Source organism: Brevundimonas sp. (assembly GCF_023259385.1).
In the GTDB taxonomy this organism is placed as follows: domain Bacteria; phylum Pseudomonadota; class Alphaproteobacteria; order Caulobacterales; family Caulobacteraceae; genus Brevundimonas.
This window is the reverse complement of sequence record NZ_JAHFPF010000069.1, coordinates 1-14002: the sequence shown is the minus strand read 5'-3', so window position 1 is coordinate 14002 and position 14002 is coordinate 1. Positions and strand designations below refer to the sequence as shown.

The following is a 14002-nucleotide window of genomic DNA, read 5'->3' as shown; positions in this document are numbered from 1 at the left end:
CGCTGGCGGCGATCCGCGCCATCGCGGCCGGACAGGTCGCGCCGGGCGCGGGGCCTTGCGTCGGCGTGTTGCCGCTGGAAGCGATCGCGGACGAGATGGCGCCGCACGGACTGGCGACGGAGAGGCGGGCGGAGCGGGGCGCGATCTACGCCCGCGCCATCGGCCCGGCGTTCGACGGCCTGCCCGCGCCGGTCCGGGCGCTGCATGAGACGCCGGGGCGGTCGCTGTGGCGGGGACGGGCGACGACCGAGGGCGCGTCGAGCCCGCTGGCGGCGCTGATCGCCCGCATCGTCGGCTTCCCGAAGGCGCAGGCCGACTGTCCGGCGGAGGTGGCCATCGACGCGGACGGCGACCGGTCGGTCTGGCGCCGCCGGATCGGCGGCCATGCCTTCGCCAGCATCCTGTCGCGGCCGCGTCCGGGCGGGCGGGTCAATGAGCGCTTCGGGCCGCTGAGCATGGACCTGGGCCTGACGCCCGAGGACGGGCGGCTGGTCTATCGGGTCGAGGGCTGGCGGGCAGGGCCGATCCCTTTGCCCCGCGCGCTAGGGCCATCGACGCAGGCCTTCGAAGAGGTGGATGAGCAGGGCCGCTTCGTCTTCGACGTGACCATCACCGCGCCGCTGATCGGGCGGCTGGTGCGGTATCGGGGCTGGCTGGAGCGGGAAGCCTGATCCTTCCCCCTTGGGGAAGAAGGGCTCAGCTCGTCGGAGCCACCGTGGCGCGGGCGATCAGGTCGCGCGCCTGGGCGATGCCGGCTTCGGTGGTCAGGGTCCCGGCCTGGATTTCCTCGGCCCAGTCCATCAGCGGCTTGCCGGTGACGGCGCCGCGGTTGGCCTCTTCTTCCAGGTAGATCCCGCCGTTGGCGGCCGCGACCGCGTCCCAGGCGGCGCGGACGCCGGCCCAGTAGTCCTTGGTGGCGGCCCAGTAGTCGTCGCCGGGCTTGGCGTCATAGTTGTCGACGCGGCGGTAGGTGTTGATCACGTCTTCCTGGACGATGGCGACGGGATCCCCGGCGTCGCCCTCGGCCTGGCCCATCTTCATGTTGTCCTGGATGTGGACCCAGCCCTGCGGGGTCAGGGCGTGGCGGTTGACGCCCAGGTAGCGGTCGTAGATCGGGTTGCGGACCGCGTCGCGGCGGGCCAGCGGGCGCCAGGTGGCGTTGCTGGTCCACTCGGCCAGGCCGTGGTCGTAGTCCCAGTGGCCGACGCCGCCGTAACGGGGGCTGTCGTCGGTCTGCCAGACGGTCTGCGACCAGGCGCCCCGACGTTCCCCGGCCGAAACCGGGGTGACGGTCCAGCGGTTCGGACCGGCGTAGGTCAGGACCGTCTCGGGCTCATAGACCCAGTCCTGGCGCCAGTGCTTGATCACGAAGTGGTTGCCCGCGTCGTCGCCCATGACGAGGATGTGCTGCAGGCTGATGCGCGTGCCGTCGTCGTAGACGACGCGGACGATCTCGTCGCCCGCCGACAGCTTCTCTTCCAGCGGCTCATAGCCCTCGCGGAAGCTGACGTTCTCGCGCATGTCGAAACGGACCCGCCATTGCCCCGCCTGGGCGAGGATCGACTGGCGATCCCGCTCGAACTGGCTGGCCGCCGGCGCGTCGACCGAGGCCGCCGCGGCGGCGGGCTCCGCGCCACTCGAGGCTTGGGCCGGGGCGGTCGCCGCGAGGGCGGCCAGGACGGTGGTCAGCAGCAGTGCGCGGCGCATGGAGCGTTCCTTCGAATGCGAGTCAGTCGCGTTATCGTCTTCTGGTCTCAGTACCGCAAGGCCAGCGAGAGACCGAAGTTGCGGCCGGGCTGGGTGTAGGCGTCCTTGACCGCCGACGAGGCGGCGACGCCGCGGACGTCGCTCCACCAGCTGTACTTCTCGTCCAGGACGTTGAAGAGGCCGGCGCGGGCCGTGACGCGGTCGGTAAGGGCGAACCAGGCGGTCAGGTCGACCAGGGTGAAGTCATCGCCGGTGTAGCAGCCGGCGGCCGGGTTGGCCGCGTTGTAGCAGCCCAGACCGTCCGTATCGCCGGCGTCCTTGGCCTGCGACCAGGTCAGAACGGCCTGACCGCCGAAGCGACCCTGGGGCTCTTCATAGCCGAGGCCGAAGACGACCTTGATCGGGTCGATGGTCGGCAGCTGGCGGGTGACGCCGGCGCTGGTGGTCTCGCCGTCGGCATAGGCGAAGGCGAAGCGGGCGCTCATGCCGTTGTCCCAGAAGGCGTTGGCGCTGGCCTCGAAGCCCTGGATCTCGACGTCGGTGAAGTTGATCCACTGGTAGACCATCGGATCGGCCGGGGTGCCGGCGCCGGAGACGACCTGCTGGCTGATGAAGTCCGAGTAGTCGGACTGGAAGACCACGGCCTGGCCCGCGAACGTGCCGCCCAGTAGCGAGATATCGCGGACGCGGACGCCGAACTCGACGCTCTGGCTGGTTTCCGGCTTCAGGTTCGGGTTCGGCAGCGAGGTGTAACCGAAGGCCAGGTTGGCGAAGTAGTTGTTCACCTGGCTGGGGGTCGGGGCCTTGAAGCCCTCGGCCCAGTTGGCGAACAGGCCGAAGTTGTCATGTCCCCACCAGACCACGCCCAGCTTGGGCGAGACGTGGTCGTCCGACTGGTCGGCGCGCGGCCCCGGATACAGCGGATCGTTGGCGGTGCTCAGGTCATAGGTGTCCCAGCGGACGGCCGGGACGATGCGCAGGTCGCCGCCCAGCAGGGTGATCTCGTCCTGGACATAGACGCCGCCCAGCGAGAAGTCGGTCTTGGGGAAGGCGCTGGTCGGGAAGGTCTCGCCGGCCGGCGGCACGGTGCCCGAGCGCACGCCTTCCTGGGTGGTCTCGGACCAGTCGCCGCCGACGGTCAGGCGGTTGACGCCGATGGTGCGGGTGAAGTCGGTCGAGACGCCGAACACCTCGTTGTCGAAGGTGTTGTCGCGGCTGCGGTCGACGGCCGGGGTGCGGTCCTCGAAGGTGTACTGGCGGGTCTCGGCGGTCTGGCCGTAAACCGTCAGGCGGCCGCTGTCGAAGCCGAGGACGTCCTTGCCGCGCCAGCCGGCGCTCCAGCCCTCGCGGGTGGTGGTGTCGTCGGCCAGCAGTTGCAGCACGGTGAGGCTGCGGCCGCTGAGGACGTCCGCGGTCATCTCGCTTTCGAAGTAGTCGTAGGTCAGGCGCAGGCTGTGGCCCGGCGCGAAGTCCCAGATGCCCTTGGCCAGGAAGGCGTCGGAGCTGACGTCCATGGGGTTGGCCTGGGTGCGGGCCGAGCCCGTGCCGCCGACGGATCCGGCGTTCTCGGTCTCTTGGGCGTCGCGGCCCGTCCAGGCCAGCATGCCCGAGAAGGCGCCGCTGCGGGCGGCCATCATGCCGGACTTGGTCAGGCCTTCGTCGGCCGAGTTGTAGCCGACGCGGGCGCGGGCGCCGAAGCTCTCGCCGCTGCGAATGAGGTCGGCGGGGTCCTTGGTCGTGAAGGCCACGGCGCCGGCCAGGCCGTCCGAGCCGTACAGGGCCGAGGCCGGGCCGCGCAGGATCTCGACCGAGCGCATGAGGTCGAGGTCGGCGTAGCCGCCGCGGCCGACGCTCTGGGCGCCGAAGGTGAAGCCGTCCGGCACCCGGACCCCGTCGACCAGCATCAGGACACGGTCGCCGCCCATGCCGCGGATGGTGAAGCCTTCATTGCCGCCGCGGCCGGTCGTGCCCAGGGCGGCGCCGAAGCGCTGGGGCTGGCTGACGACGCTGACGCCCGGCTCGAAGCGGACCAGGTCCTTGATGTCGGTGACCAGCTCGTTCTCGATCTGGGCGGCCGTGATGACGGTGACGGTGGCCGGGGCTTCGTCGGGGCGGACCTCGGTGCGGGTCGCCAGCACGCTGACCGGGGCCAGTTCGGTCGCGTCCTGCTGGGCTGCAGGGGCCGTCTGGGCCATGGCCGAGGGCGCGGCGGCGACGGTCAGGGCGGCGAGCCCGGCGGAGAGGAGAAGCGTGCGCATGTATGGTCCCGCTTGAAGAGGTGGCGGGGCAATTACTGCGAACGACTCTCACAATCAATCGCGATAGGGACGAAGTTGTGGCCTGATGCGAATAAGTCGCAGGTTCTGGCTCAGCGCTTGCGGACGAAGACCGTGCCGGCGGAATAGCCCGCGCCGAAGCTGCAGATCAGGCCGGTGTCGCCGGGCGCGAAACCGTCCTGGTGCAGATGGAAGGCAATGATCGAGCCGGCCGAGGATGTGTTGGCGTATTCGTCCAGGATGATGACGTTCTCGTCGCCCTCGGGCTCGCGGCCCAGGACCTTGCGACCGATGAACTGGTTCATGTTGATGTTGGCCTGGTGGAGCCACATCCGCTTCAGCCCCGTGGGGTCGACGCCCAGTTCGGCGGCGTGGTCGACGATCATGTCCGAGACCATCGGGACCACATCCTTGAAGACCTTTCGGCCCTGCTGGACGAACAGCTTGTCCGGCGCGCCGATCCCCTCGGGAGCGGCGTTGTTCAGGAAGCCGAAATTGTTGCGGATGTTGTTCGAGAAGGTGGTCTTCAGGCGCGTGCCGAGGATCTCCCAGCCGCCCGGAGCGGCCTGGTCTTCCGCCTCGATGATCACGGCGGTGGCGACGTCGCCGAAGATGAAGTGGCTGTCGCGGTCCTTGAAGTTCAGGTGGGCCGAGCAGACTTCCGGGTTGACCATCAGGACGGCCTTGACCGAGCCGGAGGCGATGAAGTCCGCCGCGGTCTTGATGCCGAAGGTGGCCGAGGAACAGGCGACGTTCATGTCGAAGGCGAAGCCGTCGATGCCCAGGGCCTGCTGGACCTCGATGGCCATGGCCGGATAGGCGCGCTGCATGTTGGAGGCGGCGCACAGGACGGCTCCGATCTCCGACACCGGCTTGCCCCAGGCGGCGATAGCGTCCCGGGCGGCCTTCACCGCCATCTCGGCCAGGACCGACAACTCCTCGTTGGAGCGTTCGGGGATGTTCGGGGCCATGCGCTCGGGGTCCAGCACCCCGGCCTTGTCCAGGACGAAGCGCGACTTGATGCCCGAGGCTTTCTCGATGAACTCGACCGACGACGGGGTCAGGGCGGCGACGTCGCCCTCGGCGATCTCGGCGCTGTGGCGTTCGTTGAAGCGCTCGGCGTAGGCGTTGTAGGCGGCCACCAGTTCTTCGTTCGAGATGGACTGGTCGGGCGTGAACAGCCCTGTGGCGGCGATGACGGCGTTGGTCATGGTTCTCTCTAAGCGCCCCTAACGCTCGGCGTGCGACGCCTCGCTACATGAGGGGCGCGCCCGTTCTGTTTCTGGACTGACTAGATAGGCCTGTCAGGTTCGCCGGTCGAGGTGGGCGAGAACACGTTCGGCGACGGAAAGATGCAGCCGCTCGACCATCTGGCCGTCCACCCGGATCGCGCCCTTGCCCCGGGAATCCGGCGAAGCGAAGGCGGCGACGACGGCGCGGGCCCAGGCGATCTCGGCCTCGGAGGGCGAGAAGGCGGCGTTGGCGGGCGCGATCTGGGACGGATGGATCAGGCTCTTGCCGTCGAAGCCGTAGAGGCGCCCTTGCGCGCATTCGGCGGCGAAGCCCTCCGCATCAGTGAAGGCGTTGTAGACGCCGTCGATGGCCAGCAGGCCGTGGGCGCGGGCGGCCGCGACGGTGGCGGCCAGCCAGGGCTTCAGCGGTTCGCGATCGGGGGAGGGGCCGGTGCGCAGTTCGGCGGCCAGGTCGTTGACCCCGAGCATCAGGGCCTCCAGCCCATGGAGGCTTGCGATGGCGTCCAGCTGGGCGAGGGCGCGAGGCGTCTCGATCATGGCCCACAGGGCTATGCCCTGAGGCCGGAGGGCGTTCAGGATCTGGGCGGTCCGGGCGTCCACCTTGGGGACGACGATCAGGCCGACGCCGGCCTCTGCGAGCGTCCGGAGATCGTCGGCGCCGTCCCGGGTGTCCAGCCCGTTGATTCGGACGCCGAGGCGCGGGCCGAAACCGCCGGCGCGGACGGCCTCGACGGCGGCGGCGCGGGCGTCCGCCTTGGCCTCGGGGGCGACGGCGTCCTCAAGGTCGAGGATGGCCACGTCGCAGTCCAGCGTGCGCGCCTTCTCGACGGCGCGCGGATTGCTGGCGGGGAGGAAGAGGGCGGATCTGCTCATGGTCTCATTCTCCGCTCATTCCGGCGAAAGCCGGAACCCAGTGTTTTGGATGACCGGTGTTGAGGTTCGACATTCATCCGCCAATCCCTGAGCGGCAGCGTCAAGCTGGACAGAACTGGGTCCCGGCTTTCGCCGGGATGAGCGGATTCAAGGACGTCAGACCTTCCCCGTGACCGGCACTAGGGCGCCCGTGATGGCGCGGGCCTCGGGCGAGGCGAGGAAGAGGATGACCCGGGCGAGGTCCGCGGGGGCGACCCATTTGGACGGGTCGGCGTCGGGCATGTCCTTGCGGTTCTGTTCGGTGTCGAGGATCGAGGGCAGGACGGCGTTGACGGTGACCGCGGTCGACTTCAGCTCCTCGGCCAGGCTTTCGGTCAGGCGGTGGACGCCGGACTTGGAGGCGGCGTAGGCGCCCATGCCGGCGGCGGCCTTCAGCGCGCCGTTGGCGCCGACGTTGACGATCCGGCCCTCGGGCGAGGCCTTCAGGTGGGGCAGGGCGGCGCGGCTGGCGTTGAGCGCGGTCGACAGGTTCAGGGCGAACATCCTGTCCCAAGCCGGTTCCGCATCATCCGTCGTTTGCCAGACGAAGCCGCCGGCGACGTTCAGCAGGGCGTCCAGCCGGCCGAAATGCGCCGCGGCGGCGTCGACGGCCGCCCTGGCCGAAGCCGGGTCGGTGAGGTCGACCCCGCCCAGCTCCAGCACGCCGTCCGGCACCGCGTGTCCCGAGGCGTGGTCGATGACGGCGACCTTCAGGCCGTCGGCCAGGGCGGCCTCGACGACGGCGCGGCCGAGAACCCCGTGGCCTCCGGTGACGGCGATGACGCGATCAGACATGGGGAACTCCGGCGAATGAAAAAAACTTGGGTGCGAAGAGTGCGAAACGGGGAGTGAAAAACACCGTCCGAACCGTCCGATGCGTTCGGATCGAATTCGGGAGAACGCTACGAAAACAACGAAACCCGGAAGAATCGCCCGGGTGAAATAGCCGGAGGGTCCGGGCTCCGTTTCGACCTAGCCGAACACCTTGGCCATCAGTCCTTCAAGAGCATAGGCGTCCGCTGCGTCAAAAGCGGACGTTTCGGTCGCGTCCACGTCGAAGACGGCGATCAGGGCGCCCGAGGCGTCGAAGACCGGGACGACGATCTCGCTGGCCGAGCGGGCGTCGCAGGCGATGTGGCCGGGGAAGGCGTGGACGTCCTCGACGATCTGGGTGGTCCCGGTCGCGGCCGCCGCGCCGCAGACGCCGCGGCCGAAGGCGATTCGCAGGCAGCCGAGCGTGCCCTGGTAGGGGCCGACCACGAGCTCGTCCCGCTTGGTCTCGTCGACGACGTAGAAGCCGGTCCAGAAGAAGACGGGGAAGGCGTCGGCCAGCATGGACGAGACGGTGGCCATGCGGGCGACGCGGTTCGGCTCTCCCTCCAGGACGGCGAGGATCTCGGCCTCGACCTCGGCATAGCGGGCGGCCTTGTCGGCGGGGCGGTCGTCGCGGGCGACGTAGGACATGGGGGCAGGGCTCCGGCGGGCGTCGGTCGCATATAGGTCGATGGCGAACGGGAAGCGAGGCCGGGACTTTTCGCCTGACAGGCGAGTTCGCAAGCCGCTGATTCCCGTGGACAACTCCTGAAAGGACACAAAATGGCCGTGTTGCGGCAACGCTTTGTCGCGAAACGGCGTTAACCTTGACAGGTTGTTAACTGGATCGGACTGTCGAAGTCCCGCAATGGTTAACGGCCCGGGGGCGGTGGCGCCGGTACATGGGTGTGCGAGGGGTTATGGCGGACGGCGAACGCGATCACGGAAGACGCTCGCGTTTCGGGGCTTCGCGCGGCCCGATCGCCGTGGTGGCCGTCGCGGGCCTGCTGGGGCTGACCGCCCTGGGCATGGCGTCGTGCGGCGATCGCGGAAACGGCGTGCGCTTCTGGCAGGGCGGCGACAACGCCGCGACCAACAGCTGCCCGCGTCCGGCCTCGATGACCGGGTCCGAATTCAACGCCCAGGAAACCGGCCTGCGCGCCCTGCGCCGCGCGGCCTTCCAGAACGACTTCTTCGCACAGCTGGAGCTGGGCGCGCGCTATTCGGCCGTGCGCGCGACCGACAAGAACATCGAAGATCCTATCGAGAGCGCCACCTGGCTGGCGATGGCCCTGGCCAATGATGAGGGCTACGCCCCGATCAACCGGGTCAACCGCGGCGGTTGGGGCGGCTGGCGCCCGCTGTCGCGCTATGACGACTGCCGCGCCTTCGAGCGGCACGAAGCCTATCGCAAGCTGGACCGGCTGCTGGGGTCGATGACCCTGGACGAGCAGGGGGCGGTCCGCGACCGGGTCATCTACATCCTGTCGACCCAGGACGCCGAGGGGTACCGCACCCTGGCCCGGCTGCACGACAGCCTGTATGGCCCGTTCGGCGAGCCCGAGGACAACCGCGAGGCGCGCGAGGCCTGGGGACGCGGCAACGCGGACCGGGGCCAGGGGCGCGAGCGCAACCGCCGCGGCTATCCGGCGGCGACCAGCCTGTTCCAGCGCAACGACGTGGACGCCTATCTGTACAACTACCTCGCGGTGCAGACCGGCGACGTGGGCGCCTATGTGCTGATGCGCGACTTCGAGCGGTCGGCGCCGAGCCGGGCGCAGTACCAGCGCTTCGTCGAGGTGAAGGCGCGCCAGTGGACGCCGCCGTTCGAATTCTATCCCAACACCGCGCCGCAGTCGGGCGTGCCCTTCTCGGACGAAAGCCGTCCGCGCGGCGACGCCTATGAATATGCGCTGGGCCGGATGGCGAGCGAGCTGCCCTTCATCCACGTGGGCCGCGCCCTGCGTTACCTGGGCGTGACCGACACGGCGGCGCAGCGGCCGGAGGACCTGTCCAAGCGCCAGATCGAGACGCTGGAGGCCATGCTGGGCCACCCGATGGAAGGCCGGCTGTCCTATCTGGAGCGCGTGCGCGCCATCCAGATGGCCGCGGTGAACGGGTCTTCGGAAGCGCAACTGGTGCTGGCGGTGATGTACGCCGAGGGCATCGGCCTGCCCGCCGACTACGCCCGGGCCTTCAAATGGTTCGAGGAGGCGGCGCGTCAGGGCAGCCCCGAGGCCAAGTTCGCCATGTCGAGCTATTTCGCGCTGGGCGTCTCGGGCGTGGCTGACCAGGACAAGGCCCAGGCCGTCGCCTTCCGCATCGATTCGGCCCTGTCAGGCTTCGGCCCGTCGGCGAGCCGCCTGCAGGCCGTGCTGGCGCAGGTTTCCCGTTCGCAGCGCCGCTAAGGAGGGCGTGAACCCATGACGACCCGCACATCCTTGAGCCTTCTGGGCGGAGCGGCGGCGATCGCCGCCGCCGTCGCGGCCTTCGCCCTGGGCGCGCCGCCGACCCACGCCCAGGTGGCGGCCAAGGTGGAGAGCCAGACGCGGCCGAATTTCGGCGTCCTGCTGGACCCGCCGACCCGGTCGTACAGCCAGCGCCGCGACCGCGGCCGCTATGACTATCGACGCCACCGGCCCGACTGGCGTCCCGGCTATCCGCCGCTGCGTCCGGGCGGGGAGGAGATCGTGCTGGTCGACTGCGGCGGCAATCCGGGCACGGGCGCCGTCGAGGATGCGGTGCGCCGGGTGCGCCCCGGCGGGACGCTGGTGATCCGCGCCCGGGCCGGCGCCTGCGTCGGCTGGCTGAACATCGACAAGCCGATGACCATCATCGGCGAGGGCGGATTCGACCCGCGCGACTGGGCCAGGGCGTCCGAGCCCACGCTGCAGGCGCCGGACGGCCTGCCCTGCATGACGGTGGCGTCGGGCGTGCGCGTCGAGATCCGAGACATGGTGTTCGCCTCGCCCCGCGCCGGCGACGCCGCCTGCATCGTCGGCTACGGCGCCGAGATCGTCATGAACCGGGTCGGCTTCCACCACGCGGGCGACGAGGCGGCGATCTACGCCGACGGCGGCCTGCTGGACATCCGCAACGCGGTGATCGAGGCCCAGACCATCGCCCCGGCCATCGTGTCGGACGGCGCGGTGCTGAACACCTGGGAGACGGTGGTGTCGGGCGCCCAGTCGGGCATCGAGATCACCCCCGCCGCCGGCCCGGCCTCGCGCCTGACCTCGACGACCCTGAAGGGGACCAATGCGCCCAACGCCTTCGGCCCGCGCAGCATCGGCGTGATCGTGCGCGCCGGCCGCGACTACGGCCGGGTCGAGATCGACAACACCGCCGTCTGCGGCTTCGTCGAGGGCGTGGTGGTCGAGGGGGCCTCGGTCGACATCAAGAACAGCCGCGTCTGCCGCTCGGACAAGGGCGTGGTGCTGTACAGCGGCGAGCTGCGCCTGGCCGACAGCCGGGTGCGCGCCACCACGGTCGGCGTCGCCGCCGCCGCGGGCAATGCGGTGATCGTCAACAACGCCTTCGCCGGCATGCGCGAGGTCATCTATCGCGAGCCCCGCGCCAATGTGCAGGCCAGCGGGAACCGGGTCTGGTCGCAGTACGCCTGCCGCCCGCAGTTCCGCGACCGATACCGCGGCCGCTACGAGCCCTACTGGCGTCCGGGCGAGGGCTGGGAGTGCGCGCGCGGCTCGTATCCGCGCGACTGGTGGAGCCAGGAAGACGGCCTGCTGGGCGTCGCCTACGCCGACGACGGCTATCAGCTGGACGGCTACGACGACTATCAGGACGGCGAAGGCTGGTACGACCGCGACGGCCGCTATGTGCCGGACAGCCGGTACCGCGGCGACGACCGGTGGAGCCGGGGCGGCGGCTGGGGGCGGTAGGGCTTCGCTGATATCGAAACATGAAACGGCGCTCCGGATCGGGGCGCCGTTTTCGTTTGAGCGTTCAGGTTCGGGACGGCGTCCTCGGCGGCAGGCTGTCCGTGAGGGCCGTGATCACCTGAGCCAACCCCGCGGAGACGCCGACGTCCTGCGCCTTGAGCGTGATGTGGACGCGGGGCGCGGCGCCGGGCGGGGGGATGGCGTCCGAGGCGTGGGCGAGGCCGGAGAGGCGGATGGCTCCGCCGTCGCTGTCGGGCGGCGTCAGGGCGGTGATCTCCAGCGCGAAGTCGATCGAGACATCCTTGATCGTTGGCGGGGACATCTCGGTGATGGCCAGGGCCGGGACGGGCATTTTCACCGTTTCGCTCAGAATCTGGCCGTCCGGGCCGGGTCCGGCGGGCCGGGTGAATTCAAATTCGACCGTGCGCGCCTGGAGGGCGTCGCCGTCCGCCGTCGGCTCGAAGCCCGCTGTCCGGATGTAGTCGAGGGTGGCCTGCGATATCTCGACCCTGGCCGCGTGCGCCGCCATCAACGGGTCGGCGAGCAGGTCGGCGAGGGGCCGGCTTTCGGGGGCGGGGTCGGGTTCGCTCATGGTCAGGTGTTCGCCGCGGGGGCCGGGATCGCCTCGAGCCGGAGGGTCATCGTCGCGGGCTTGCGGCCGTCGGCGCCGGGCGTGACCGTGGCGTGGGCGGCGAACCCGTTCGGGGTCAGGTCCGCGACGGACGCTCCAAGCAGGGCCAGATCGGCGGGATCGACCTCGAATGCGAGGGTGGCCTCGGTGACCCGCAGGGCGGTCGGGGCGGCGAAGCTCAGCAGGGGGATGTCCACGACCTTCTCCCCGTCCGGACCGGGCAGGCGCACGGTGAGCGCCCGGGGACGGCCGTTCTCGTCGATGAAACGTTCGAGGTCCGCGCGCTGGGCTGCGTCGATGCGGGCCTGGGCCTCTGTGATGGCGGCGGCGACGGCCTCGGCGAGGCTGCTGAGCGTGAGGGGCGTGCTGGACATGGGAACCGCTCCCGGCGGCAGGGTTCGACGGGCTTGCGGGGCGGTCGAGCCGGGCGGCAGCGAAGCTTACGGTTGTCCGGCTGTCAACGCGGGACGCGTCGGCGACCAGTAGGCCCGGCAGGACTCGAACCTGCAACCAGACCGTTATGAGCGGTCGGCTCTAACCATTGAGCTACGGGCCCCCGGAGCGGAGGACGCCCGGCCTAGCAGGTGGGGCGGCGAGTTGCCAAGCACGCCTTGCCCGCGCCTTCGACCTGTCGGCGTTGTCACGCACATGAACGGTTTCTGCCAGCGGAGCCAAGCCGCCCGTTCAGGCGTATATGGTCATGGTTGGAACACGGACGCCGACGACGGTGTTCGCAACGACAACATCGTCTCTCACGGAGTTTCCCCCGATGATCCGCCCCGTCGCAGCTTCTGGCGCCGCCGTGCTGCCCGCCGTCTCCAACCGCGCCCTGATGATCGGCGGCGCCCTGATGGCCGCGGTCGCTCTGACGGTCGCCGCGCCGTCCGCCCACGCCCAGTCCCAGCCGCAAGGAGGCGCTCCGTTGACCATCCAGGCCGTGACCGAGCGCCCGTCGCTGAACCTGTCGGCCTATGGCGAGGTCAAGGCCACGCCGGACATGGCGACCATCAATTTCGCCGTGGTCACCGAGGCGACGACCGCCGCCGAGGCCATGAGCCAGAACGCCACGCGGATGAACCAGGTGATGGCGGCCCTGCGCCGCGCCGGGATCGCCGAGCGCGACATCCAGACCTCGGGTCTGAACCTGTCGGCCCAGTACGACTACGTTCAGAACGAGCCGCCGAAGCTGCGCGGCTACCAGGCTTCGAACCAGGTGACCGTGGTCATCAACGACCTGACCAAGGTCGGCGCCACCGCCGACGCCGTGGTCTCGGCCGGGGTCAACCAGATCAACGGCATCAGCTTTGGCCTGAAGGATCCGTCGGCGGCCGAGAACCAGGCGCGCCAGATCGCGGTGCGCAACCTGCAGGCCAAGGCGGCCCTGTACTCGCAGGCGCTGAACACCCCGCTGGGCGGCATCCGCTCGCTGACCGAAGGCGGCGGCTACGGCGGCCCGCAACCGGCCCCGATGTACGCCCGCGCCATGGCCATGGACTCGGCTGGGGGCGGCACCCCGGTCGCGGCCGGCGAGCTGACGATCCGGATCGACATCACCGGCGTCTACGACCTGAACCGCTGATCCGGCGGACAGGCTGAGATGAACGAGGCTCCGGCGTCCGCGCCGGAGCCTTTTTCAATCGACCGACCGCACCAGCATCAGGCCGATCGAGACGCTGAGCAGATGGGCGACGAAGATGATCGCCAGCGAGGTGACGGAATCGAAGTCGAACAGGAACAGCGGCAGGGTCCACGGCAGGCCCGTGATCATGCCGGGCAGGAAGGTCACCCGCTCGGGCGGCAGGCCCAGCAGCTCCAGTCCCGGCGTCAGCGCCATCATCAGCGCCACAAGGGCGGCCAGCACCCAGGCGCCGTACAGCACCCAGCGAACCCTGATGATCGTGCGCGTCATGACCGTTCCTCCAGAAGGAGAGGGAAGGCCTCGGCGGAGCTCAGGTCAAGCCGGCCGGATCAGGCCGCCGGCTTGATGTTGTTCTGGTCGTCCAGCAGGACCACGGTCGGCGACCACTGGCGCGCCTCTTCGGAGGGGAGCTGGCCGTAGCTCACCACGATGACCTTGTCGTTCTTCTGCACCAGGCGGGCCGCGGCGCCGTTGACGCCGATGACCTTGGACCCGCGCGGGGCCTCGATGGCGTAGGTGGTGAAGCGCGCGCCGTTGGTGATGTTCAGCACGTCCACCTGCTCGTGCGGGAAGATGCCCGCGGCGTCCAGCAGGTCCATGTCGATGGCGATGGAGCCTTCGTAGTCGAGGTCGGCCTGGGTCACCGTCGCGCGGTGCAGTTTGGCCTTCATCAAGGTGACCAGCATGGGGAGTGCGGTCCGAACATGACGCGGGGCGATAGGCCCCCGCTCGCAGACCGCCCATATAGGGATTTCGGAGCGGCGCATCAATCTCGCTTTCGGCAGCGCACCATGACGATGCTGCGCCGCATTCTCCCATTGCGGGACATTCATTTGACCGCAAGCCCTGCCGCCCTATGGTCAAAATGTGGC

General features: G+C 69.8%; 14 protein-coding genes and 1 tRNA gene. 4 read left to right on the top strand and 11 right to left on the bottom strand.

Translation table 11 applies throughout. The features are described from left to right. The coding region (locus Q0C81_RS07210) for a DUF4166 domain-containing protein (protein ID WP_291835652.1) at window positions 1-671 on the top strand (671 nt) is incomplete at its 5' end. Window positions 672-696: 25 nt separating this feature from the next. On the opposite strand, the gene Q0C81_RS07205 is transcribed toward Q0C81_RS07210, so the two are convergent. From Q0C81_RS07205 to Q0C81_RS07180, 6 genes are all read right to left on the bottom strand, one after another. Further along, on the bottom strand, window positions 697-1707 hold the full coding sequence (locus tag Q0C81_RS07205) for a DUF6607 family protein (RefSeq protein ID WP_291835648.1): 1011 nt from the start codon (window positions 1705-1707) through the stop codon (window positions 697-699). Window positions 1708-1754: 47 nt separating this feature from the next. Then, window positions 1755-3965, bottom strand: a complete 2211-nt coding sequence (locus Q0C81_RS07200; RefSeq protein ID WP_291835646.1) for a TonB-dependent hemoglobin/transferrin/lactoferrin family receptor — start codon at window positions 3963-3965, stop codon at window positions 1755-1757. A 110-nt stretch (window positions 3966-4075) separates the two neighbouring features. Beyond that, window positions 4076-5194: a beta-ketoacyl-ACP synthase III gene (locus Q0C81_RS07195; protein WP_291835644.1), complete on the bottom strand. Its 1119-nt coding sequence runs from the start codon at window positions 5192-5194 to the stop codon at window positions 4076-4078. A gap of 93 nt (window positions 5195-5287) precedes the next feature. Further along, entirely contained in the window at window positions 5288-6109 is an 822-nt protein-coding gene (locus tag Q0C81_RS07190; RefSeq protein WP_291835642.1) for a CoA ester lyase, read from the bottom strand. Between the two features lie 156 nt (window positions 6110-6265). Continuing rightward, on the bottom strand, window positions 6266-6943 hold the full coding sequence (locus Q0C81_RS07185) for an SDR family NAD(P)-dependent oxidoreductase (protein ID WP_291835639.1): 678 nt from the start codon (window positions 6941-6943) through the stop codon (window positions 6266-6268). Between the two features lie 177 nt (window positions 6944-7120). Further along, window positions 7121-7612, bottom strand: coding sequence for a GAF domain-containing protein (locus Q0C81_RS07180; RefSeq protein ID WP_291835636.1), 492 nt, complete (start codon window positions 7610-7612; stop codon window positions 7121-7123). Window positions 7613-7989: 377 nt separating this feature from the next. Between Q0C81_RS07180 and Q0C81_RS07175 the strand changes: the two genes are divergently transcribed. Both Q0C81_RS07175 and Q0C81_RS07170 read left to right on the top strand, forming a co-directional pair. Beyond that, a complete protein-coding gene (locus tag Q0C81_RS07175; protein WP_291835654.1) occupies window positions 7990-9369 on the top strand; it encodes a tetratricopeptide repeat protein in 1380 nt (459 codons plus the stop codon). A 15-nt stretch (window positions 9370-9384) separates the two neighbouring features. After that, window positions 9385-10860: a hypothetical protein gene (locus Q0C81_RS07170; RefSeq protein WP_291835634.1), complete on the top strand. Its 1476-nt coding sequence runs from the start codon at window positions 9385-9387 to the stop codon at window positions 10858-10860. A 64-nt stretch (window positions 10861-10924) separates the two neighbouring features. On the opposite strand, the gene Q0C81_RS07165 is transcribed toward Q0C81_RS07170, so the two are convergent. From Q0C81_RS07165 to Q0C81_RS07155, 3 genes are all read right to left on the bottom strand, one after another. Continuing rightward, window positions 10925-11452 carry a DUF2589 domain-containing protein gene (locus tag Q0C81_RS07165; RefSeq protein ID WP_291835632.1) on the bottom strand — a complete coding sequence of 176 codons (528 nt, stop codon included), beginning with the start codon at window positions 11450-11452 and terminating at the stop codon, window positions 10925-10927. 2 nt (window positions 11453-11454) lie between these two features. After that, a complete protein-coding gene (locus Q0C81_RS07160; RefSeq protein ID WP_291835629.1) occupies window positions 11455-11865 on the bottom strand; it encodes a hypothetical protein in 411 nt (136 codons plus the stop codon). A 109-nt stretch (window positions 11866-11974) separates the two neighbouring features. Next, a tRNA-Ile gene (locus Q0C81_RS07155) sits at window positions 11975-12047 on the bottom strand. A gap of 213 nt (window positions 12048-12260) precedes the next feature. On the opposite strand from Q0C81_RS07155, the gene Q0C81_RS07150 reads away from it, so the two are divergent. Then, window positions 12261-13070, top strand: coding sequence for an SIMPL domain-containing protein (locus Q0C81_RS07150; protein WP_291835628.1), 810 nt, complete (start codon window positions 12261-12263; stop codon window positions 13068-13070). 54 nt (window positions 13071-13124) lie between these two features. Here Q0C81_RS07150 and Q0C81_RS07145 read toward each other — a convergent pair whose 3' ends face one another. Next, window positions 13125-13400, bottom strand: a complete 276-nt coding sequence (locus tag Q0C81_RS07145; RefSeq protein ID WP_291835626.1) for a hypothetical protein — start codon at window positions 13398-13400, stop codon at window positions 13125-13127. 59 nt (window positions 13401-13459) lie between these two features. Next, window positions 13460-13816, bottom strand: coding sequence for an aspartate 1-decarboxylase (gene panD, locus Q0C81_RS07140; protein WP_291835623.1), 357 nt, complete (start codon window positions 13814-13816; stop codon window positions 13460-13462). Window positions 13817-14002: the final 186 nt, after the last annotated feature.

What these genes read in the sequence shown, in the direction of transcription:
- Q0C81_RS07175 (WP_291835654.1), top strand. Translation starts at nt 7,990, where the DNA reads ATGGCGTCGTGCGGCGATCGCGGAAACGGCGTGCGCTTCTGGCAGGGC.
- Q0C81_RS07195 (WP_291835644.1), bottom strand. Translation starts at nt 5,194, where the DNA reads ATGACCAACGCCGTCATCGCCGCCACAGGGCTGTTCACGCCCGACCAG.
- Q0C81_RS07160 (WP_291835629.1), bottom strand. Translation starts at nt 11,865, where the DNA reads ATGTCCAGCACGCCCCTCACGCTCAGCAGCCTCGCCGAGGCCGTCGCC.
- Q0C81_RS07150 (WP_291835628.1), top strand. Translation starts at nt 12,261, where the DNA reads ATGATCCGCCCCGTCGCAGCTTCTGGCGCCGCCGTGCTGCCCGCCGTC.
- Q0C81_RS07205 (WP_291835648.1), bottom strand. Translation starts at nt 1,707, where the DNA reads ATGCGCCGCGCACTGCTGCTGACCACCGTCCTGGCCGCCCTCGCGGCG.
- Q0C81_RS07190 (WP_291835642.1), bottom strand. Translation starts at nt 6,109, where the DNA reads ATGAGCAGATCCGCCCTCTTCCTCCCCGCCAGCAATCCGCGCGCCGTC.
- Q0C81_RS07170 (WP_291835634.1), top strand. Translation starts at nt 9,385, where the DNA reads ATGACGACCCGCACATCCTTGAGCCTTCTGGGCGGAGCGGCGGCGATC.
- Q0C81_RS07200 (WP_291835646.1), bottom strand. Translation starts at nt 3,965, where the DNA reads ATGCGCACGCTTCTCCTCTCCGCCGGGCTCGCCGCCCTGACCGTCGCC.
- Q0C81_RS07185 (WP_291835639.1), bottom strand. Translation starts at nt 6,943, where the DNA reads ATGTCTGATCGCGTCATCGCCGTCACCGGAGGCCACGGGGTTCTCGGC.
- panD (WP_291835623.1), bottom strand. Translation starts at nt 13,816, where the DNA reads ATGCTGGTCACCTTGATGAAGGCCAAACTGCACCGCGCGACGGTGACC.
- Q0C81_RS07165 (WP_291835632.1), bottom strand. Translation starts at nt 11,452, where the DNA reads ATGAGCGAACCCGACCCCGCCCCCGAAAGCCGGCCCCTCGCCGACCTG.
- Q0C81_RS07145 (WP_291835626.1), bottom strand. Translation starts at nt 13,400, where the DNA reads ATGACGCGCACGATCATCAGGGTTCGCTGGGTGCTGTACGGCGCCTGG.
- Q0C81_RS07180 (WP_291835636.1), bottom strand. Translation starts at nt 7,612, where the DNA reads ATGTCCTACGTCGCCCGCGACGACCGCCCCGCCGACAAGGCCGCCCGC.